At 48.2% G+C, this 21202-nt stretch carries 17 protein-coding genes; 13 read left to right on the forward strand and 4 right to left on the reverse strand.

Translation table 11 applies throughout. The features are described from left to right. The first annotated feature begins 35 nt into the window (after window positions 1-35). The 3 genes from DXD78_RS04600 (at window position 36) to DXD78_RS04610 (ending at window position 3395) form a co-directional block, all read left to right on the forward strand. Window positions 36-1523, forward strand: a complete 1488-nt coding sequence (locus DXD78_RS04600) for a Gfo/Idh/MocA family protein (protein WP_005825899.1) — start codon at window positions 36-38, stop codon at window positions 1521-1523. 71 nt (window positions 1524-1594) lie between these two features. After that, entirely contained in the window at window positions 1595-2470 is an 876-nt protein-coding gene (locus tag DXD78_RS04605) for a DUF1080 domain-containing protein (RefSeq protein ID WP_005825897.1), read from the forward strand. Window positions 2471-2492: 22 nt separating this feature from the next. After that, window positions 2493-3395, forward strand: coding sequence for a sugar phosphate isomerase/epimerase (locus DXD78_RS04610; protein ID WP_005825894.1), 903 nt, complete (start codon window positions 2493-2495; stop codon window positions 3393-3395). 93 nt (window positions 3396-3488) lie between these two features. On the opposite strand, the gene DXD78_RS04615 is transcribed toward DXD78_RS04610, so the two are convergent. Further along, entirely contained in the window at window positions 3489-4124 is a 636-nt protein-coding gene (locus tag DXD78_RS04615; RefSeq protein ID WP_034529164.1) for a viroplasmin family protein, read from the reverse strand. A 117-nt stretch (window positions 4125-4241) separates the two neighbouring features. On the opposite strand from DXD78_RS04615, the gene DXD78_RS04620 reads away from it, so the two are divergent. The 9 genes from DXD78_RS04620 to DXD78_RS04660 all read left to right on the forward strand — a co-directional run bounded on the left by DXD78_RS04620 (window position 4242) and on the right by DXD78_RS04660 (window position 14143). Next, the gene (locus DXD78_RS04620; RefSeq protein ID WP_009037386.1) at window positions 4242-4844 is read left to right on the forward strand and encodes a nitroreductase family protein; all 603 of its coding nucleotides are present in this window, start codon (window positions 4242-4244) and stop codon (window positions 4842-4844) included. Window positions 4845-4906: 62 nt separating this feature from the next. Next, complete coding sequence (locus DXD78_RS04625) at window positions 4907-5434, forward strand: shikimate kinase (RefSeq protein ID WP_005825881.1); 528 nt, start codon at window positions 4907-4909, stop codon at window positions 5432-5434. Between the two features lie 135 nt (window positions 5435-5569). After that, on the forward strand, window positions 5570-7462 hold the full coding sequence (gene speA, locus DXD78_RS04630; protein WP_005825878.1) for a biosynthetic arginine decarboxylase: 1893 nt from the start codon (window positions 5570-5572) through the stop codon (window positions 7460-7462). 1 nt (window position 7463) lies between these two features. Next, window positions 7464-8234 carry an acetylglutamate kinase gene (argB, locus tag DXD78_RS04635; protein WP_005825877.1) on the forward strand — a complete coding sequence of 257 codons (771 nt, stop codon included), beginning with the start codon at window positions 7464-7466 and terminating at the stop codon, window positions 8232-8234. 60 nt (window positions 8235-8294) lie between these two features. Continuing rightward, complete coding sequence (locus tag DXD78_RS04640) at window positions 8295-8804, forward strand: RNA polymerase sigma factor (RefSeq protein WP_009037385.1); 510 nt, start codon at window positions 8295-8297, stop codon at window positions 8802-8804. Then, window positions 8794-9276 (forward strand): hypothetical protein, encoded by a 483-nt coding sequence (locus tag DXD78_RS04645; protein ID WP_009037384.1) that lies wholly within the window; start codon window positions 8794-8796, stop codon window positions 9274-9276. The genes DXD78_RS04640 and DXD78_RS04645 overlap by 11 nt, the downstream gene beginning before the upstream one ends. 288 nt (window positions 9277-9564) lie before the next feature. Continuing rightward, window positions 9565-11235 (forward strand): LuxR C-terminal-related transcriptional regulator, encoded by a 1671-nt coding sequence (locus tag DXD78_RS04650; RefSeq protein ID WP_009037383.1) that lies wholly within the window; start codon window positions 9565-9567, stop codon window positions 11233-11235. 154 nt (window positions 11236-11389) lie between these two features. Continuing rightward, window positions 11390-11794: a hypothetical protein gene (locus tag DXD78_RS04655; protein WP_005825870.1), complete on the forward strand. Its 405-nt coding sequence runs from the start codon at window positions 11390-11392 to the stop codon at window positions 11792-11794. A gap of 12 nt (window positions 11795-11806) precedes the next feature. Beyond that, the gene (locus DXD78_RS04660; protein WP_009037382.1) at window positions 11807-14143 is read left to right on the forward strand and encodes a carboxypeptidase-like regulatory domain-containing protein; all 2337 of its coding nucleotides are present in this window, start codon (window positions 11807-11809) and stop codon (window positions 14141-14143) included. Window positions 14144-14291: 148 nt separating this feature from the next. Here the strand turns inward: DXD78_RS04660 and DXD78_RS04665 are convergent, their stop codons facing one another. Beyond that, window positions 14292-15152: a head GIN domain-containing protein gene (locus DXD78_RS04665; RefSeq protein ID WP_009037381.1), complete on the reverse strand. Its 861-nt coding sequence runs from the start codon at window positions 15150-15152 to the stop codon at window positions 14292-14294. 287 nt (window positions 15153-15439) lie between these two features. Here DXD78_RS04665 and DXD78_RS04670 point away from each other — a divergent pair, with 287 nt between their 5' ends. Further along, window positions 15440-16150, forward strand: a complete 711-nt coding sequence (locus DXD78_RS04670; RefSeq protein ID WP_005825865.1) for a SprT family zinc-dependent metalloprotease — start codon at window positions 15440-15442, stop codon at window positions 16148-16150. A 314-nt stretch (window positions 16151-16464) separates the two neighbouring features. Here DXD78_RS04670 and DXD78_RS04675 read toward each other — a convergent pair whose 3' ends face one another. Further along, window positions 16465-16863, reverse strand: a complete 399-nt coding sequence (locus DXD78_RS04675; RefSeq protein ID WP_005825862.1) for a hypothetical protein — start codon at window positions 16861-16863, stop codon at window positions 16465-16467. Between the two features lie 62 nt (window positions 16864-16925). Next, entirely contained in the window at window positions 16926-20978 is a 4053-nt protein-coding gene (locus DXD78_RS04680) for a hybrid sensor histidine kinase/response regulator transcription factor (RefSeq protein WP_083790045.1), read from the reverse strand. Window positions 20979-21202 lie beyond the last annotated feature (224 nt).

Consider the following 21202-nt stretch of genomic DNA (forward strand, 5'->3'; position numbering starts at 1 on the left):
TCATTATATTAACCGATTTTAAAATCTAAAGAACCATGTCGAAATTTACAAGAAGAGAATTTCTTAAGACCGGAGGTTTAGCTTTGGCGGGTCTTACCATTGCTCCAAGCAGCATTTTGGGTAAGAGCCACGGACACGTGCCTCCCAGTGACCGTTTGAACATTGCTGCCGTAGGTATCGGCGGTATGGGACACACCAACATCAACCATGTGAAGGCTACGGAAAATATCGTGGCGCTTTGTGACGTAGACTGGCGCTACGCGAAAGGTGTGTTCGATGAGCTTCCCAATGCGAAGAAGTATTGGGACTATCGTAAGATGTACGATGAGATGGGTAAGGACATCGATGCCGTTATCATCGCTACTGCCGACCATACACATGCCATCATTACTGCTGATGCCATGACGATGGGCAAACATGTATATTGCCAGAAACCGTTGACGCACTCCGTATATGAGTCCCGTCTGCTTACCCGCCTGGCCGCTTCTACGGGAGTAGTTACCCAGATGGGTAACCAGGGTTCTTCGGACGAGGGTACCGACTTGGTATGCGAGTGGATATGGAACGGCGAAATCGGTGACGTGACGAAGGTGGAATGTGCTACCGACCGTCCCATCTGGCCGCAAGGATTGAATGTTCCCGAAAAGGAAGACCGCATTCCCAAAACCCTGAACTGGGATTTGTTTACCGGTCCTGCCAAGATGAATCCATATAACGAAATCTATCATCCCTGGAACTGGCGCGGATGGTGGGATTATGGTACGGGTGCTTTGGGCGATATGGCTTGCCACATCCTGCACCAGCCGTTCAGAGCTTTGAAGTTGCTGTATCCTACCAAGGTAGAAGGTTCATCTACATTGTTGCTCAATGCCTGCGCTCCGCAAGCACAGCATGTGAAGCTGACTTTCCCCGCACGTGAGAATATGCCGAAGGTGGCTATGCCCGAAGTGGAAGTTCACTGGTATGATGGTGGCATGATGCCCGACCGTCCGAAAGGCTTCCCCGAAGGAAAGCAACTGATGCAGAGCGGTGGCGGTCTGACTATCTTCCACGGAACGAAGGATACGCTGATTTGCGGTTGCTACGGACAGAACCCGTGGTTACTTTCTGGCCGCGTGCCCAATGCACCGAAGGTTTGCCGCCGTGTGCCGAAGGCTATGAATGGCGGTCATGAGATGGATTGGGTACGTGCTTGTAAGGAAAGTCCTTCCAGCCGCGTGATGCCTAAGTCTGATTTCTCCGAAGCGGGACCGATGAACGAAATGGTGGCAATGGGTGTATTGGCCATCCGTCTGCAGGGCCTGAACAAGACACTGGAATGGGACGGAGCCAACATGCGCTTCACCAATATCGGCGACGACGAGACATTGCGTACAGTCATCAAGGACGGCTTCAAGATACACAACGGCCATCCGAGCTTCGACAAGACATGGACAGATCCGGTAAATGCCAAGGCTTTTGCAGAAGAGCTCATCAAGCATAACTACCGTGAAGGCTGGAAGTTGCCCGATATGCCCAGATAAACATTAAAAAGAGTATCGGAACCAGGTTCCGATGCTCATAAACGAATACTAATCATTTAATTTTTCAGATTATGAAGAAAATATATTATTCTTTGGCTTGTTGCCTTATCGGAGGTATGCTCGCCTCTTGCGGTGGCGGTGCAAAGAAATCGAACGCTACGGAGGAAGCTGCAGCTCCTACTACTACTGCGGTGTCTTATTCCAAGTCTCTGAAAGCGCCTGAAACGGACAGCTTGAACCTGCCGATTGATGCGGACGGTTATATCACTATCTTTGATGGAAAGAGCCTGGACGGATGGCGTGGATACGGTAAGGACAAAGTGCCTTCCAGATGGATTATTGAGGATGGTTGCCTCAAATTCTGTGGAACCGGTACCGGCGAAGGACAGACCGGTGAAGGCGGTGACTTGATTTTCGCCCATAAGTTCAAGAACTTTGAGCTGGAACTGGAATGGAAGATTTCCAAAGGTGGTAACTCCGGTATCTTCTATCTGGCTCAGGAAGTTACTTCAAAGGACAAGGACGGCAACGAAGTGCTGGAACCCATCTATATCTCTGCTCCCGAGTTCCAGGTGCTGGATAACGCCAATCATCCGGATGCCAAACTGGGTAAGGACAACAACCGTCAGGCTGCTTCCTTGTACGACATGATACCTGCTGTTCCGCAGAACGCCAAACCTTTCGGCGAATGGAACAAGGCAAAGATTATGGTATACAAAGGTACTGTAGTTCACGGACAGAACGATGAAAATGTACTGGAATATCACTTGTGGACTAAGCAATGGACTGAAATGTTGCAGGCAAGCAAGTTCAGCGAAGAGAAGTGGCCCTTGGCTTTCGAACTGTTGAACAACTGTGGCGGCGAAAACCACGAAGGCTTTATCGGTGTGCAGGATCATGGCGACGATGTTTGGTACCGCAACATCCGTGTAAAGGTTCTCGACTAATTCCTTCTAAAAAGATAGTACTATGAGAATCAAACATATGATGATTTTGTCAGCACTGTGCTTATCCATGATGGCCACAAGCTGCAGCAGCCACAGCACGGAAACGGCGCCGGAAACGACGAAAAAGGAAGTAGCCATCCAGCTCTATTCTGTAAGAGACTTGGTGAAGGACGGCAGTAACCTCGACCAGATTCTGAAGGATTTGGCTGATATGGGCTATACCAGTGTGGAGGCCGCCAACTACAATGACGGTAAGTTCTACGGCAAGACTCCCCAGGAGTTCAAACAGATGGTGGAAAAGAGCGGTATGACCGTGCTTTCTTCGCACACTACCCACGGGTTGTCGGACGAGGAACTGGCTTCGGGCGACTTTACGGAAGCCTTGAAATGGTGGGATCAGTGCATTGCTGCCCATAAGGAGGCCGGTATGGAGTATATCGTGACTCCGTATCTCTCCGTTCCCAAGACATTGAAAGACTTGCAGACCTACTGCGACTATTACAATGAAGTGGGCAAGCGCTGCCAGGCTGCTGGTTTGAAATACGGTTACCACAATCATGCCCATGAATTCCAGAAAGTGGAAGACAAGGAGCTGATGCTGGACTACATGCTGCAACACACCAATCCCGAATATGTATTCTTCCAGATGGACGTTTACTGGGTAGTGCGCGGCCAGAACAGCCCGGTGGATTACTTCAACAAGTATCCCGGACGCTTCACCATGCTCCATATCAAGGATCACCGCGAGATTGGGCAGAGTGGTATGGTAGGTTATGATGCTATCTTCAAGAATACGGATACTGCTGGCGTGCGCCACATCGTAGCTGAGATTGAGAAATACAGCTGCCCCGTAGAAGAGAGTGTGAAGCAGAGTCTTGACTACTTGCTTGATGCTCCTTTCGTGAAGGCATCGTATAGCAAATAAAACATGATGGCGGCTATTCATTCATAAGCTCGGCCGCATCATTTTCTTGACGCGGGCACAATCGGATGAAGAATCCGGGGTGCCCGCGTTTTTTTACTTCCTTCCGAAGTCGGCCGGAATTTCCCCCCATTGCTTTGTCTCCCATTTTAGGATGCGGGTGGTGTAGGTGTTTTCGCGCAACCACTTCTCCGCACGTTCTATTAGGTGGAAAAGCTCTTCGGTCTTGGCGTCGCGCGGCAGTTTGGTCTTGCATTTTTTCTGTTTTATCCAGTTGATGGCGTTCACGCTGTCACTGTAGATGGGCATGTCGAAACCTTTCTGTTTCAACAAGGCAAGTCCGTGGACAATGGCGAGGAATTCGCCGATATTGTTGGTTCCATACATCGGCCCGAAGTGAAAGATTTCCTGACGGCTGGCGACGTGTACTCCCCGGTACTCCATGGCACCGGGATTTCCGCTGCAGGCGGCGTCTACGGCAAGGCTGTTTTCTGCGACGGCGGCAGGAAGGGGAGCGTCGGCGCCGGGAATAGTCTTGGCAGGAGAAGGGGCCGACCGCTTGATGTACACGTACGGCGAAGAGGCAAAGGCTTTTTCCGCTTCCTCGCGTGATTCGAACGACTTGTATTTTGCTCCTTCGTAGCCTTTGGTCTGTAGTTGGCAGTCTGTCCAGGAAGTGTAGATACCCGGGCTGACTCCCGCCCATACGACGTAATATTTTTCTTTCTTCATAACTGCGGACAAAGGTAAAAAAGAAAATCCGAACAACTTAACTCTTTTATTTGTTTCTTTGTATGGCGGATATAAAATAAATAAGAGAAAACTCAATAAAAAAAGAAAGGACAAAAAATGAAGAGAACATTTGCAGAAGCCATGGCGCATCGCCGTAGTTATTACTCTATCGGCAGCGATTCGTCGGTGCTGGATGAAGAAATAGTACACATTATTCGTGAAGCCGTAAAGAATGTGCCGTCAGCTTTCAATTCACAGTCTACAAGAATTGTATTGCTGCTGGGCGACGAACATAAGAAATTGTGGAACATTGTGAAGGAAACCCTGAAAGCACGCATCTCTGCCGAGGCTTTTGCCAAGACGGAAGCCAAGATTGACGGCTGTTTTGCTAGCGGACACGGTACTGTGCTCTATTTTGAAGACACTTCTGTAGTCAAGAAGCTGCAGGAAGCATTCCCTTCCTATAAGGATAATTTCCCCACTTGGTCACAGCATACCTCCGCTATGCACCAGTTTGCCATCTGGACTATGCTGGAAGATATGGGGTTGGGCGCCTCCCTGCAACATTATAACCCCTTGATTGACGACGAGGTACGTCGCACCTGGAACCTGCCCGACGACTGGATGATGATTGCACAGATGCCCTTCGGTACACCCACCGGTGAACCGGGAGAAAAGGAATTCGAAGATTTAAGCAAGCGTATCAAAATTTTTCTCTGATACAGAGGCGTTTTCAGCTTGGAATTGCTACCTTTGCAGGAAACCTGTAACTCGTAGCAGATATGATACGTATTTTCTTGACCGGCTACATGGGAGCCGGTAAAACTACTTTAGGAAAGGCTTTTGCCCGCGAAATGAATGTGCCGTTCATTGATTTGGACTGGTACATCGAAGAACGTTTTCACAAATCAATCCGTGAATTGTTCACCGAGCGGGGAGAAGCCTCTTTTCGTGAATTGGAGCGAAACATGCTGCATGAAGTAGGGGAATTTGAGGATGTCGTGGTCTCTACCGGTGGCGGTACTCCTTGTTTTTTTGACAATATGGAGTATATGAACGGTTGCGGGCAGACGGTGTTTCTGGATGTACACCCCGATATTCTGTTCCGCCGGCTCCGGGTGGCGAAGCAGCAACGCCCCATCCTGCAAGGCAAGACGGACGAAGATTTGCGCACCTTCATTGTGGAGGCGCTGGATAAGCGTGAGCCTTTCTACTCGCAGGCCCGTTATCGCTTTGATGCCGGTTATCTGGAAAGCCGCAGCCAGATTAGCGAATCCGTGCAACGGTTACGCCAACTTTTAGGACTTTAATCCCTTGTAAATGTGTATTTTTCAGTCCGAGGAGCTGGATATATTAGATTTATGTGTATTTTTGTCGCCCCCTTTATAAGACACACTATAGTGGGAAAATAGTAAATTGTAAATAGTCTAATAGTAAATGTACTGATGAGAAAATGGCGTATTGAAGATTCAGAAGAGCTGTACAACGTAACTGGTTGGGGCACTTCGTACTTTGGTATCAATGACAAAGGTCATGTTGTGGTGACACCGCGTAAGGATGGGGTTGCCGTCGATTTAAAAGAGTTGGTGGACGAGTTGCAGTTGCGCGATGTAGCGGCTCCGGTATTGGTGCGTTTTCCCGATATTCTGGACAACCGCATCGAGAAGGTGTCCTGCTGCTTCAGACAGGCAGCCGACGAGTACGGGTATAAAGGAGAGAACTTTATTATCTATCCCATTAAAGTGAATCAGATGCGTCCCGTGGTAGAAGAGATGATTAACCATGGGAAGAAGTTCAATCTGGGGCTGGAAGCGGGTTCAAAGCCGGAGTTGCATGCTGTGATAGGGGTCAATACAGACCCGGGTTCCCTCGTGGTTTGTAACGGATATAAGGACGAGAGCTTCATTGAACTGGCACTGTTGGCACAGAAAATGGGCAAACGCATTTTTCTTGTTGTAGAGAAACTTAATGAGTTGAATCTTATTGCCAAGATGGCGAAGCAATTGAAGGTGAAACCTAATATCGGTATTCGCATTAAATTGGCTTCCAGTGGAAGTGGCAAATGGGAAGAAAGCGGAGGAGATGCCAGCAAGTTCGGACTGACATCCAGTGAACTGCTCGAAGCGCTGGACTTCTTGGAGAAAAAAGATATGAAGGACTGTCTGAAGCTGATACATTTCCATATCGGCAGTCAGATAACCAAGATACGCCGCATCAAGAATGCTTTGCGTGAAGCTTCGCAATTCTTTGTGCAGCTGAACAAGATGGGCTTCAACATCGAATTCGTGGATACTGGTGGCGGTATGGGAGTTGATTATGACGGTACACGCTCTTCAAGTAGCGAAAGCTCCGTCAACTATTCCATCCAGGAATATGTCAACGATGTGGTGTCGACTTTCGTTGATGTTGCCGACAAACACGGGTTCCCTCATCCCAATATCATTACCGAGACGGGACGCAGCCTGACTGCCCATCACTCCGTGCTTATCTTCGAAGTGCTGGAAACGGCTTCCCTGCCCGAAATGGACGACGACTGGGAACCGGGAGAGGATGCTCACGAACTGGTGAAGGAACTGTATGACATCTGGGATAATCTGAGCCAGCGCAGTATGCTGGAACCTTGGCACGATGCGCAGCAGATACGCGAAGAGGCACTCGACCTTTTCAGCCATGGCATCGTCGACCTGAATACGCGTGCACAAATAGAGAAACTCTACTGGAGTATCTGCCGCGAAATCAACTCCATTGCCAGCGGCATGAAGCACTGCCCCGAGGAATTCCGCAAGTTGAGCAAGCTGCTTGCCGACAAGTATTTCTGTAACTTCTCGCTGTTCCAGTCATTGCCCGATTCCTGGGCTATCGACCAGATGTTCCCCATCATGCCCATACAACGGCTGGATGAAAGACCCGACCGCGAGGCTACCTTGCAGGATATGACTTGCGACTCGGACGGCAAAATTGCCAATTTCGTCAGCTCGCGTGCCGATACGACCACCCTGCCGCTGCACTCGTTGCGCGACAAGGAACACTACTATCTGGCGGTTTTTCTGGTCGGAGCTTATCAAGAGATTCTGGGAGATATGCACAATCTGTTTGGTGATACGAATGCCGTGCATGTGTCTGTCAATTCCAAAGGCTACACCATCGACCAACTGATTGACGGCGAGACGGTGGCTGAGGTGTTGGACTACGTGCAATATAATCCTAAAAAACTGGTACGTACGCTGGAAACTTGGGTGACGCAGTCCGTCAAGGAAGGGCGTATCTCTGTGGAAGAAGGGAAGGAATTCTTGTCTAATTACCGTTCCGGACTGTACGGATATACTTATTTGGAATAAAATGGAGAAACTGACTGTAATAAAGGTGGGTGGCAAGATTGTAGAAGAGGAAGCCACCCTCTATAAGTTATTGGATGACTTTGCAGCCATCGAAGGCTACAAGGTCTTGGTACACGGAGGCGGACGCTCGGCCACGAAGCTCGCTGCCCAACTGGGTATTGAAAGTAAAATGGTGAATGGCCGCCGCATCACTGATACCGAAACGCTGAAGGTGGTGACCATGGTGTATGGCGGACTGGTGAATAAGAATATCGTTGCCGGCTTGCAGGCGCGTGGTGTCAATGCACTGGGCTTGACGGGAGCCGATATGGATGTAATCCGTTCGGTAAAGCGTCCCGTGAAGGAGGTGGATTATGGGTTTGTGGGCGATGTGAAGCAGGTGAATGATGCTTTCTTGGCAGACCTCATTCATAAGGGTGTGGTTCCCGTGATGGCTCCGTTGACACACGATGGAGACGGGCACATGCTGAATACGAATGCCGACACCATTGCCGGAGAGACCGCCAAGGCTTTGGCGGGCTTGTTCGATGTTACTTTGGTATTCTGCTTTGAGAAGAAAGGGGTGCTGCGTGACGAGAACGACGATGATAGCGTGATTCCACAGATAACGCCGGAGGAATTCAAGCAATATGTGGCAGATGGTGTGATTCAAGGTGGCATGATTCCAAAATTGGAGAACTCTTTCGAGGCGTTGAATGCGGGTGTGTCCGAAGTCGTAATCACTTTAGCATCAGCCATCAACGGGAACAGTGGAACCCGTATCCGAAAATAATTCAAAAAAAACGGCAATAGGCTGTAACTTTCTGAATACTTAACCGTCAATTTATTAGAGATGCAAGAACTCAGCTTTCGCAATGACATTCTCCCGCTGAAGGATAAGCTTTTTCGGTTAGCCTTGAGAATTACGTTTGATAGGGCAGAGGCAGAGGATGTCGTGCAGGAAACGCTGATAAGGGTTTGGAACAAGCGTGACGAGTGGTCGCAGTTTGGTTCTATTGAGGCCTATTGCCTGACAGTGGCAAGAAATCTGGCGATAGACCGTAGCGAGCGAAAAGACTCCCGTACCGTGGAGCTGACCCCCGAAATGGAGCAGGCCTCCGATGCATCGGGCCCTTACGAGAAGCTGGTGAACAAGGAACGGATGGCGTTGATACACCGGCTGATGAACAGACTTCCCGAAAAGCAGCGGCTGATTATGCAGCTTAGGGATGTGGAAGGTAAAAGCTATAAAGAAATAGCAGCAGTCCTGAACTTGACCGAGGAGCAGGTAAAAGTGAACCTCTTCAGGGCGCGGCAAAAAGTGAAACAAACGTTTATTGATATAGAAGGTTATGGACTCTAAATATATAGAACAACTCTTGGAGCGCTACTGGCAGTGCGAAACTTCTTTGGAAGATGAGGCTGAATTGCGTGCTTTCTTTAGCGGAAGCGATGTGCCCAAGCACTTGCTTCGCTACAAGGATTTGTTCGTATATCAGCAGCTTCAGCAGGAAGTGCATCTGGGTGAGGATTTTGATGCCCGGGTGCTTGCCGAAGTGGAAGTTCCGGTGGTCAAGGCAAAGCGCCTGACACTGGCCGCACGCTTCATGCCGCTGTTCAAAGCCGCCGCAGTAGTGGCAGTGGTTCTTTCGCTGGGAAATGTGATGCAGCATTCATTCTTTTCGGATGTAGAGGAAGTAGCCGCAACCGATACTATCGGTAAACAGATTTCCGCACCGTCGGTAGCTCTTTCGGGAGATGTGCCCGTGTCTCATGAGAAGCAGGTGATGGACAGCCTGCGCCGGGTGAACAAGGAGCTGGAAATCAAGGAATAGATATTTTCATTTGCTTTTAAAATAACATTTTCATTTGCTTTAAACATAATAATAGTTAGTGTGCTTTATTAAAACAACTTGAGGCTGTGAAGTTTCAATTCTCTCAAAATCTTATAAAAACTAACTAAAATAGAAGGGACGCCGCGTGATGCAGCGTCCCTTTGTTGTTCTTGCCTGTGGGTTACAAGGCTTTTTATTTAAGGGAGTTATTATTTACAGTATATATAGTTTGGAGTCTGCCGTTTTTTTTCTCAACTTTACTCACTGCAAATATATACAATGGAGAAGATGAGAAACATACTATACATCTGTATTATGCTTTTAGGCATTATGTGCTTTGTAGGCTGTAATGACTGTCATGGCAACAAAAAACTTTTGGCGCAGACCGACTCTTTGTTGCAGAGCCGTCCGGACAGTGCGCTGAAGTTGCTTAATTCCATAGAAAAGGATGTCGGGTTTTCAGAAGCGGAGTGGATGCAGTTCGTTTGGAACTGTGCGCAGGCCCGCTACCGTATGGGTATGTCATTGGCGGAAGATTCGCTGCTTCCTGAAGCGATACACTACTATCGTGAGCGGAAAGACTCTTCCCGTATGCTTGATGGCTACCTGCTTGAAGCCTCCTATTATAAATGGATGAAGCAGGAGGAACGCATGGATGAAGCGATTGAGAATGGCTTGGACTATGCCATAGCCCGGAAAGACACCTTCTGGCTTCTTCTTTTTTATCGGGGAAAGGCAGAGATAGCTTATCTGAGAAATGACCACTCCCAGGCGATAGAGTTGATGGAAAAGATATTGCAATATGCTGATAAGCTATCTGTCCGGGAACATTGCTCCATACTCTATGACCTGGGACTCAATATGGCGCTTGCCAACCACCCTTCTTCTTCGGATTACCTGGAACAGAGTATTGACATGGCATTGGCGGCAGCCGATACAGCTTCGGCCTGTCACTATCTGAGGAATTATGCCGCTTTTCTTGCCAACAGCCATGAATATACCAAGTCCAATGAACTGCTTCACCGGGTTAGACGGCTGATGCCTATGACCGACAACTATCCCATTCTGCAGGTAATCTTTGCTGAAAACTTCCTGAACCTTCATCAGTTGGATTCTGCCCGTTACTATTGGGAGCAGGCGTGGAACAATGAATTGAAGCAGGAAGAAAAGAGAGCCGAGGGCTTTTCTGTACGCAGTGCGCTGGCACAGTTGAAAACAATTCTGGACTATACTTCCGGGGCACCTTTGGACATTGTCACTTTCGGTAGGTTTGCTGATTCTGTCAGGAATGAGATGAGGGACCAGAATAGCGTGATAGAGCAACAGCTGGTGACCAGGAACAAGCTTCAACAGTTGAACTATGAGTTGATAATCAAACGGCAGAAGACACGGATGTATTCGATGCTGGTTGTTGTTGTGTTTGTCGGGGTACTTGTTTCCCTTACCTTTTATATCCGTAACAGACGGAAGCGCCTTGCCGAAGCCGAGGAACGTATTGATGCACTGACCCGCCTGCTGGAAGATGCCCAGAAGGTATCGGACAATCAGGAAGAGAATAGCGGTGCTTTCTTCAAGAAGCTGCTTCTTCAGCAGCTGGGTATCATACGGCTTGTTGCCAATACGCCTACCTCACAGAACCAGGCGTTGCTGAAACTTATTTCGGGCATCGGCAATAAGGAGATTCCGGTGGAAGGACTTCTTGCCTGGGCAGACCTTTATCCGGTAATTGATAAACTATACGATGGCTTTTATTCCCGCATGATGGAAAAGTTCGGACAGGTATTGTCTGATAAGGAAGTGCAGATATGCTGTCTGCTCTGTGCCGGTTTCTCCACGAAAGAAATCGGTGTGGTCACCCAACAGACAAGTGCAACCATCTACGTGCGTAAGACTTCCATCCGAAAGAAGATAAATGCAGGCGAAAAACAGGATATTGTGGAGTGCATAAGAGGCATTTAGACCGGAAGAGGCCGGATTAAGACTTTTATAATATGTCATTGTTGATAATCAGTGCTTTATGTGCTAAGTATTAAGACTTTTAATAGTGCGATTTAGTAGGAGTTAAGAGACTTCTTGCCTTAACTTTGCATCAAATCAAAAAACAGAAAGTCTTATGAAAAGTACATTCAGAACAATGGCAATCGCAGCGTGTTTCGCACTTGTATCTCTTACTTCATGTTACTTCCCCGGAAGCGACCAGTATAAAATAAAGTCGGCAACTAAGGAATATGTTAAGTCGCAGTTAGGCGAAGGTGAGAAATTCCGTTACGGATACCTGGAGCGTAAATGTGGTCGTAACGTAGACGGCAAATTTTGCAAGTATGCCGAAGTGCACTATGAGGTAATAAGCGCGTCGGGCGAAACTTCAGAGAAAATGCTCTTTCTGCTGATGTCGGAACATTGCGATTCCGTATTGGATATCTCGGAGGAGAGAGACAAGGAGTGGACCAATAAAGAAACTCTTTCGTCAGAAGAGATAAAGGCAATCATCGAGTCAGCTTTAAAAGACAAACTCTAAACACCGGCATTTATGAAAAAGATTCTTGTTATAGCTATCGTATGCCTGTTGGGTAGCTTTGCCGCAGCGGCACAAACAGTGAAAGTAAACGGTACAATTGTAGATGAACAGAACCGTCCGGTGGAATTTGTCAATGTAGCCCTGATTTCCTTGCCCGACTCTTCATTCGTTACGGAAAGCACCACTGATGGCAAAGGTAAATTTGCTTTGAGAGCCACTGCCGGTTCGGATTTCCTGTTAAGACTCTCTTATATCGGTTACGTCGGCGAACAGATTGTCATCAGGACTCCCCAAGGCACTGTGCAGATGGGAGACATTATCTTGAAAGAACAGTCGGTAGCACTGGACGAGGTGGTAATATCGGGCAGCAATATCACGCAGAAGGTAGACCGCATGGTTGTAGTACCCACCGCTACTGCCATGAAGAATTCCTATAATCCCTACGACCTGATGCTGAACCTTGCCATTCCGCACTTGAAGGTGGATGCTCTTGGTAAAGGCCTGGAAGCCAATGGCGGCAGCGTACAGACACGTATCAACGGTATTGTGGCTACCTCCACCGAAGTGGCAGCCCTCCTGCCCAAGGAGATTGTAAGAATAGAATTCATCGAAAATCCGGGAGAGCGCTATGGCGACAGCAGCCTGGGCGCTGTGGTGGACATCATTGTCCGCCGCCGCGAAACGGGTGGACTGGTCAATATACAAGCCACTAATGCTCCCCACATGTTGTTTAGCGAGGACAATGTGGTGGCAAAGTTCAATCATAACAAGTCACAATGGGGATTGTTCTATAACTTGTCTGCCCGTAACTTCAAAAAAACATATACGGATATAGACGAGACATATGTGTTGGAAAATAAGACGATACATCGTGTGCAGGAGGGGCTTCACGACCAAAACAAGCACTTTACCCACAATATCGACCTCTCTTACAATCTGACGGAGCAGGATAAGTACGTATTCAACGTCGTGTTCCGCAACAGTGTCTATGATGCCCCTTGCCTGAACCAGTCGAACAAGTTGTATGATGCTGCGGATGCCGATAACTATATCTTCTCCAGACTGAAGAACAAGCAGTCCAGCTACACTCCTTCGCTCGACCTTTATTACCAGCGTACATTACCGAAGAATCAGATGCTTACGATGAGCGTGACCGGTACGCTGATGCACACCGACAATAATAGGCTCTACCACGAATATACGCCTCAAGCCGAAGACCTGGCGATGATTGAAACAGATGTGACGGGGAATAAGCGTTCCATTATCGGTGAAGCCATCTACGACAAGCGTTTCAAGTTCCTCGTATTCAGCGCCGGATTGCGCCACTACCAGATGTATGCCAGGAACGAGTATGCAGGCTCTTCACCCGTCGTATCGGAAATGAACCAGGCAAAGACAGCGGCGTTTGCCGAGGTGCAGGGTAATATCAGGAAAGTGAGCTATGGTGTGAGTGCCGGACTGACCCGCTCTTATTTCAAGGAAGGAGGGGAGGAACATACCTACTATACCTTTACTCCCACTGTCCGTCTGAACTTCTCTCCGCACAAGAACGGCAACATCAACTATCGGTTCAATGTCGAACCCAAGATTCCTTCGCTCAGTGCATTGACCAATGTGGAGCAGGCGATAGATACCATCCAGATAGTACGCGGTAACCCGGCATTGGAGACTTACAGCGTTTTCAACAATACGTTGAACTATTCCTATATGAAGAAGAAGTTCGTCTTCATGCTGAATGTGACACATGGCTATCACAAGAATATCATCATGGAGAGTGTGTTTGCCGAGGGAGACAAGTTGGTTTCGATGAACGAGAACCAGCGTTCTGCACAGTTTCTGCGCTTTGGCCCTTCTTTCACATTCCGCGGACTGAACATTGGTAGTCTGAAGAATTTCCTGACGCTGAGTATAGATGGTGGATTTACACGTTACTGGTCTAACGGCAATACCTATACCCATACGTATAATGATTTCTATTACAACCTGGGTGCCGTGTTCAATTATAAGCAGTTCTCTCTGTTGGGACAATTCAGTAAAAGGGCGAACGAGCTGATGGGCGAAACGATTTATAAGGGTGAAAACCAGGCTGCTGTTTTAGCCACTTATACCCACAAGCGGCTGCAATTAGGAGCAGGGATGATGTTCCCGTTCACCAACAACTACAAGACGGGCAAGGAACGGGTGAGCAAAGTGGCGCCCTATACCTCGTGGAGTCATGCGAAAGAAATAGGACAGATGGCGGTTATCAAGCTGAGTTATAACTTCGAGTTTGGTAAGCGTTACAAATCATCCGGCAGACGCATCAATAACAGCGACAATGAATCGGGCATTCTGAATATAGATAAATGACAACTGTTCCCGTGCTTCGGAGGTGTGGGGTGATAAAAGAACGAAGGGCTTCCTCGCGGGAGTCCTTCGTTCTTTTTGCAGGTAATTATTTGAGAGAGAATTTAGTTTAGGTTTATAGTCATCAATCTGAGAATCTATGTTTTCTATGTTAGAGTTTATACAGTCCTTTCTTGGGATAGTCCAGTTCCGGATTACCCTTGTAGCCTACACTGCCGCTTCCGCTGGTGCGTACTTTCAGGAAATCTGTGGCATGGCACTTGATGTCGCCTGAACCGGCAACACTGGCAGATGCTTTCTTGGCAACGAAATCGGAAGCAAGCAAATCACCCGAACCTGCCACGCTGTATTCAGCTTCTTGGGTACTGCCGCTCAGGATGGCGGTACCCGAACCGGCAACGGATGCTCTGGTGAAGTTGGCGGTTACGTTATTCAGCTTCATGTCACCTGAACCTGCAACGGATACTTGGAGGTCATTGCAAGTGATGTTGCTGCTATTGATGTCTCCCGAGCCTGCGATGGAAATATCGAGGTCTGTGCAGGAGATGTTGTTTCCACTGATGTCACCCGAACCAGCCACAGAGATTTTGATGTCATCCGTCTTCAGTCCGTTTTTCAGTTCCACGTCTCCCGAACCTGCCACGGCAATGCCGTTCAGCTTTTCTGCGGACACACGTACTTCCAGTTTATTATAGGATACGCTGACGTTCTTCTTGAAGCCGATGTAGAGGGTATTGTCCTTGACACGGATATCCAGTAAGTCTACAATGTTGTCCGAGGTGTATACTTCCACTGTCGGTTTGCCGGACTTCTGCGTGTAGGTCACGTCGGGGCTGCCGGCTACACTCAGCTTGGTGAAGTTGTCCACTTTTATGTCTTTGGTTACATAATTCTTGCTTGCCTTGACCGTCTTGCTGCCGAAGCCTCCGGAACGGTATGTGTGTTGTTGTGAACAAGCGGTTGTACTGAATGCCAATAAGGCGATTGCGATAAATGTTGTTAGAGCTTTCATATTCTTTTGTTTTTTGTGATTCAGTATTTATTAGTTAGACGTGATCTACCTTGAAAAAGTTGCATATAAAAATGCTTTTTTCAAAGGACGCTCGGTCATCATACTTTAATCAATTATTGTGCCATAAGTGTAAAATGTTGATTATTAAAGGATAGTCGCTTTTGTGTAGTGTTCATTATCGGACACTCCGTCCGCTTTTGTCAGGTATTTGCTTGCGTTTTTGGACGATTCTTTGTTCATTTGCAAAGCCTCTTCCCGCCCCTTTCCTATGGGAGAGGCTTTGATTTATGACAGTAAACCGCATTATAGAAGATAAAGAGCTTGGTCCTTTGTTTGTCCGGGTCAATGCCCGGGCACGGCGTCTTACTTTCCGTACAAAGGAAGATGGAATTTACGTGACTGTGCCTCCCCGGACTTCTCTTGCCGAGGTAGAGAGTGCCATCGAGCAGCTTCGTCCGCGTCTGAAAGCTGCCAGACAGAAGCTGGTCAGAAAGCTGATTGATTTGGATTACCGCATTGATACGGAGTTCTTTAAACTGACGTTGGTCAGCGGACAACGGGAACGGTTCTTGTCCCGTTCGGAATTGGGGGAAATGCAGATAATCTGTCCTCCTGATGCCGATTTCTCGGATGAGAAGTTGCAGGCTTGGCTGCGCAAGGTAATTGAGGAAGCTTTACGGCGAAATGCGAAGATTATTCTTCCGCCCCGTCTGTATATGCTTTCCATGCAGCACAACCTTCCTTACAAGAGTGTGAAGATAAATTCCAGCAGCGGGCGTTGGGGAAGCTGTTCGGCACAAGGCAATATCAACCTTTCCTATTATCTGGTACTTCTTCCCAAGCATCTGATAGACTACGTGCTACTGCACGAACTGGCACATACCCGCGAGATGAATCACGGGGAGCGTTTCTGGGATTTGCTCGACCGGATGACTGATGGAAAGGCACAAGCATTGAGAGCGGAGCTTCGGAAATATCAAACGAAAATAAATGGTTAGAGATTAGTATGGACGGTAAGTAGTTCCTTGTTTTACAGACAGTGATACTGCAAAACTACTGCATACCTCTTGCACTGTCACTGCACTCCTTTTGCAGTGCTGCTGCAATACCTTTGCAGTGACACTGCAACTGTTTTGCAGTAACGCTGCAAAAGGTATGCAGTATCGCTGCAGTGTCACTGCAGGAGTTGTGTAATGTCTTTGCAGTAGCACTGCAAAAGTTATGTGATGTCTTTGTAGTGGCTGTTGGTAAGCCAGGAAAAAGCTTGTTGACTCCGAAATATGAGAGCAAAATGCTTCACAACTTTTTATCCCTAATTTTTTGCCAGCTGCTTCACCTCTTCCCCTTCCTTCTCGAACCGGTATTCGCCCCCTTTTTCGCTTAGCTCAAATAAGGAAAGCTTTTCAGTTGCATTGTTTACAATCATGAGTGCGTTTTGCTCGGCAAAGCGTTTCACTTCGATGGTGAAAGGTTCTTCTGCAATGGTGCGGTTCACCAGCAGGCTGTCGTTGATGAATATGGAAGTGGAATCTCCGGCAAATCCTTTCGTCAGTGTGATGGTGTATGTCTCGATGAAGTTGCGTTCTCCTTCTTTCCGTTGTTGCAGCCTCATGCTCATGTAGACAAAGATGACAACTACAAAAATCACGGCGAAAGCAAGGATGCCGTTGCCTATCATAAACTGCTTGTTGGTATTCAGTCGGTGTGCCATGGATAAAAAGTTTTTTTAAGAATGGTACAAATGTAATGAATAAATTTGAACCGACTGGTTTTTTACTTGCTGTATTCGCTCGGCGTCGCCCCGAATTGTTTCTTGAAGCTGGTCGAGAAATGGGACAGTGTACTGAATCCCGTCATGTCCGCTATCTCTGAGATGGTATATTTCCCTTCCTTTATCAATTTGGCGGCACGGTTCAGCTTGTAGGTCTTGAAGAATACGCTGGGGTTCTCACCCGTCAGCCCCTTTACCTTGTAATAGAATTTGGTGCGGGAGATTTTCAGCAGCTCGGTCATGCGCGCCACGTCCAGTTCCGGATTGGAGAGTTCGTTTTCCATCAGGTGGTAAAGTTCGGTCATGAAGGTGTTGTCTTGCGGGGAGAGCACGTTCTCCTCAATCTCATCCGTTTGGGTGGAACGGCTCAGGAGACTGCGCACTTTCTCACGGTTCTTCAGCTGGGATTTGATAAGCGCCAGCAGGTAGTTGGGCTCGAAAGGTTTCGTTACGTAGGCATCTGCACCGGTATTCAGACCTTCCACCTGGTTCTCTACAGTAGCTTTGGCTGTTACCAGTATCACGGGGATGTGGCATAGTTGCAAGTCTTCCTTTATCTGTCGGCAGAGGTCGTAACCGTTTCTTCCGGGCATCACTACATCGCTCAGTACGAGGTCGGGAGCTTCTTCGCTCATGGCTTTGAAGGCGCTGTCGGCATCGAAGCGGCAGACAACGTTGTAGACGGGAGAAAGCAGGGCCTTCAGGTAGTGGGCCACTTCCGTATCATCGTCTACCACCAGCAGGGTTTGCTTTTGTTGCCGGATGCTCTCTGTGTTTTCCAGTTGATACTGTTCTTCCGTTTGTATCGGAAACGCCTTGTTCTGTTCTTCTTCGGGGAGGGTACATTCTTCGGGGGTATAGGAGAGGTCATTCACCGGCAGCAGCAGGGTGAAGACGGCTCCGCTTCCTTCGGTACGGTTACCGGCTTTCAGGTAGCCGTGATGCAGCAGCGCCAGGCTGCGGGCGTAGTACAAGCCGATGCCGGTTCCCCAGTTATAGGTGCCTTTGGATTGATTGTCCAGTTGGTAGTAGCGTTCGAATACCTTCTCCAACTGTTCCTCGGGGATTCCGTTCCCGCTGTCGGCCACGGCAACTTTGACGTATTGCGTGTCGATGTCTTTGTCGGTCAGCGTAAAGAGACGCGCAGCCTCTTCGCGGGTAATGACGTCGAAGCACAGTTCCACTTTCCCACCGTTCGGAGTGAACTTCAAGGCGTTTGAAAGCAGGTTTCCTACAATCTTGTCCAGCTTGTCCACGTCCAGCCACATGAGGAAAGTATCCTCCAGGCCATAAGTGTTCAGTGCGATGCCTTTCTCGTTGGCGTTGATGCGGAAAATATCTACAAAGCGTTGCAGTTGCGAGATGATGTCAGTCCGTTTCACTCGCAGCTTCAGGGTGTCATTCTCCAGTTTGTTGAAGTCCATCAGCTGGTTCACCAGACGGAGCATGCGCCCCACACTGCGTTGTACGATGTAAAGCAGTTGTTTGTTTTCTCCCTCTATCTTGGGACTTTCGCAAAGTTGTGTCACCGGGCCCGAAATCATGGTGAGCGGGGTGCGGAACTCGTGCGAGATGTTGGCAAAGAAACTCATGTTCATGCGGTTCACCCGTTGTTCCTGCTCCTTCTCAAGTTTGGCACGCCGGGTGGTTTCTTTTTCCTGCTTGATACGTAGCCAGGCACGGATGAAGATACCGATGATGGCGGCGGCAATAAGCAGATAGATACACCATGCCCACCACGTTTGCCAAGGGGCGGGCTTTACGATGACGCGTATGGAATTCTCCCTTTCTACAATGCTCTTGTCGTTATTGGTTATTTTAACTTTGAAGGTGTAGGTACCGGCAGGCAGATTGGCATAGTAGGCCTCGCGGTTGTTGCGGGCATCAATCCAATATTTGTCGAAACCGTCCATCTTGTAATAATAATGTACGCGTTCATATTCGCAGTAGTCCAGTGCGGCAAAGGAGATGCTGAAACCATTCTGATTGTGGTCCAGGCAGATGTCCGGTCGGTAGGAGAGGTGCTTGTCTATACTTTCGCTGTCTTGTGGGCGTGCCAACCGGTTGTGTATCTTCAAATCCTCGAAGAGCAGTGGAATTTCCCGTTTGGTACTTACGTCCATAGGGTTGAAGAAAGTCAGCCCGTGCGTACCGCCAAAAACAAGTGTCCCGTCGGGCAGGCGGCATGAAGAACGGTCGTAAAACTGATTGCCGCCTATGCCGTCGGCGGCATAGTAGTTGGTAAATTTCCCTACGGTGCGGTCATATTTGCCCAGCCCGTATTGTGTGCCTGCCCATATATTGCCTTGTGCATCTTCCTCAATGCAAGAGATGTCCCGGCAGGGTGTACCCTCTATGGTCTCGATTTTTCCGGTGGCGGCAGAATAGTGCAGCAGTCCGTTGCTGACGGTCCCAATCCATACATCTCCACGACTGTCTTCGAAGATGTCGGTAGGGATGAATACTGAACGTTGGATACAAGCTTGCCAGTCGGTGTTCTCGAATGGTACTTCAGCGCTTTCCCAATTGTCGGGATTGATTTGCATGACTGGGTTCATGAAGGCAGTGGTCCACATCTTTCCGTTGTTGCGTGGAAGGAGTCCGGGTATGAAGGTTCCCGTCCAGGAAAATACTTTTGTTTGGACAAATTCTTTTTCTTTACGCTTTTTGGCATAAAGTTTAGGGCTGTATGTACCCACCCAAATTGTTCCACAACGATCTTGTGCAAACGACAGTGGTAGGAAGATGTCATGAATAGACTCTGTCTTCAGTATGCCGTTTTTATAGCTGCATTTCATCACCCTGCTCGCATAGAGGGCCGCCAGCCAGATGTAGCCCTCATCATCTACGAATACGCGTGTGATGTCCGGTTTGTCGGTAGCGCTTTTTCCCGGAAGTCCAGCCGAGTCCACTTCTTTCACTTCGTGGCTGTCCATGTTGTAAACGTACAGCCCGTCTATCATGGTGGCCATCCAGAGATTTCGCTCCTTGTCCACTGCCACGGACAGCACTGACTTTCGGTTCAGGTATGAGCTGAGATGATTATTGGTGTTGAAACGTTCTTTATAGTTGTAACGCACGACATAGCCTTGGTCTACAGAGCCTATCCACAGGTTTTTCTGTGAGTCGGTAAACATGGTGCTTATCTTGAAGTGAGGCACTTCGAAGGGAAAACCGTTTTCGCTCTGATGTATCACGTATCCTTCCACGTAGTTGTAGAGAAACATTCCTTGTTGGTCGGTATTCAGCAGCAGGCTGTTGCTGCCGTAAGGGTGGATGTAGTTGACGTTGGCATGCAGCAGCAACGGATGGCTCCGAAGGGCTTGGGGTGTTTCCTTGAATTTGTGCGTATGTGTGTCGAACAATGTTATCTGGCGGTTTCCCGCCAGCCATAGGATTCCGTTGGTGTGCATGAAGAAGTGGGTGGGAAAAATGCCCTGCATTGGGATGGAGTCTTCCAGTGCCAGTGTGGAGGAGTTGTAGCGGCGCAGAGACAGTGGGGTCACTGCCCACAGTTTGTTGCTCTGGTCTATGAAGCAGCGGTTGTTGAAGGTATAGTTTGGGTCAAATATCTTGATGGGTACGTCAAATTTGTGTGTTTGTGGATTATATACGGCAAGGTTGTGCATCATGTTCAGAAAAATCTTTCCGTCTTTGTTCTCGAGTATTTGGATGCCGTTTTTATTGGGGAAGTCCAGTGGGATATTTTGGAAATTATCTTTGTCTGTGTATAGGCTGGTTCCATTTACGGTGACTACCCACAACCGGCCTTGTGAATCACGGAAGAGGTCGTTGATTTGATTATCGGGTATATCCAGCGAGTCATCCGTACAGTAATACTGATGATATTCGTGTACATTATATTTGTTTACCCCTCGTGAAGTTCCTATCCAAATGTGTCCTTGTGCATCTTCGGCAAAGGCGGTGACCTTCTGATTGGAGAGGTCATTGGTGATGACGGGGCTTTCGATGCTGCCTTCCGGTGTGGGCTTTGTGTCCGACGGATTGCACGCGGTGATTAAACACAATAGAAGTAAGTATTTAATGTATTTCATAATATATAGTGTAGACTAAAAGCATTGGCATGTCATCCATTTGTTTTGTTCAACGAATCTCTGCATTACGATGCGAAAATACTCATAAAAATTGAGAGAGAGACTGCCGGAGAGCATGTTTTGAACAAATCTGCAAACATTTGAACATTGGAGAAAGCTGTTTTGAACATCGGGGAAAGCCGTTTGGATAACGTAGAAAATCCTTCTGGGGAGAATGTGCTAAT

Source organism: Bacteroides sp. D20, from assembly GCF_003436255.1.
In the GTDB taxonomy this organism is placed as follows: domain Bacteria; phylum Bacteroidota; class Bacteroidia; order Bacteroidales; family Bacteroidaceae; genus Bacteroides; species Bacteroides uniformis.

Bases quoted from the DNA above. Each gene is read 5' to 3' on its own strand.
- DXD78_RS04600 (WP_005825899.1), top strand. From the start codon at position 36: ATGTCGAAATTTACAAGAAGAGAATTTCTTAAGACCGGAGGTTTAGCT.
- DXD78_RS04605 (WP_005825897.1), top strand. From the start codon at position 1,595: ATGAAGAAAATATATTATTCTTTGGCTTGTTGCCTTATCGGAGGTATG.
- DXD78_RS04610 (WP_005825894.1), top strand. From the start codon at position 2,493: ATGAGAATCAAACATATGATGATTTTGTCAGCACTGTGCTTATCCATG.
- DXD78_RS04615 (WP_034529164.1), bottom strand. From the start codon at position 4,124: ATGAAGAAAGAAAAATATTACGTCGTATGGGCGGGAGTCAGCCCGGGT.
- DXD78_RS04620 (WP_009037386.1), top strand. From the start codon at position 4,242: ATGAAGAGAACATTTGCAGAAGCCATGGCGCATCGCCGTAGTTATTAC.
- DXD78_RS04625 (WP_005825881.1), top strand. From the start codon at position 4,907: ATGATACGTATTTTCTTGACCGGCTACATGGGAGCCGGTAAAACTACT.
- speA (WP_005825878.1), top strand. From the start codon at position 5,570: ATGAGAAAATGGCGTATTGAAGATTCAGAAGAGCTGTACAACGTAACT.
- argB (WP_005825877.1), top strand. From the start codon at position 7,464: ATGGAGAAACTGACTGTAATAAAGGTGGGTGGCAAGATTGTAGAAGAG.
- DXD78_RS04640 (WP_009037385.1), top strand. From the start codon at position 8,295: ATGCAAGAACTCAGCTTTCGCAATGACATTCTCCCGCTGAAGGATAAG.
- DXD78_RS04645 (WP_009037384.1), top strand. From the start codon at position 8,794: ATGGACTCTAAATATATAGAACAACTCTTGGAGCGCTACTGGCAGTGC.
- DXD78_RS04650 (WP_009037383.1), top strand. From the start codon at position 9,565: ATGAGAAACATACTATACATCTGTATTATGCTTTTAGGCATTATGTGC.
- DXD78_RS04655 (WP_005825870.1), top strand. From the start codon at position 11,390: ATGAAAAGTACATTCAGAACAATGGCAATCGCAGCGTGTTTCGCACTT.
- DXD78_RS04660 (WP_009037382.1), top strand. From the start codon at position 11,807: ATGAAAAAGATTCTTGTTATAGCTATCGTATGCCTGTTGGGTAGCTTT.
- DXD78_RS04665 (WP_009037381.1), bottom strand. From the start codon at position 15,152: ATGAAAGCTCTAACAACATTTATCGCAATCGCCTTATTGGCATTCAGT.
- DXD78_RS04670 (WP_005825865.1), top strand. From the start codon at position 15,440: ATGACAGTAAACCGCATTATAGAAGATAAAGAGCTTGGTCCTTTGTTT.
- DXD78_RS04675 (WP_005825862.1), bottom strand. From the start codon at position 16,863: ATGGCACACCGACTGAATACCAACAAGCAGTTTATGATAGGCAACGGC.
- DXD78_RS04680 (WP_083790045.1), bottom strand. From the start codon at position 20,978: ATGAAATACATTAAATACTTACTTCTATTGTGTTTAATCACCGCGTGC.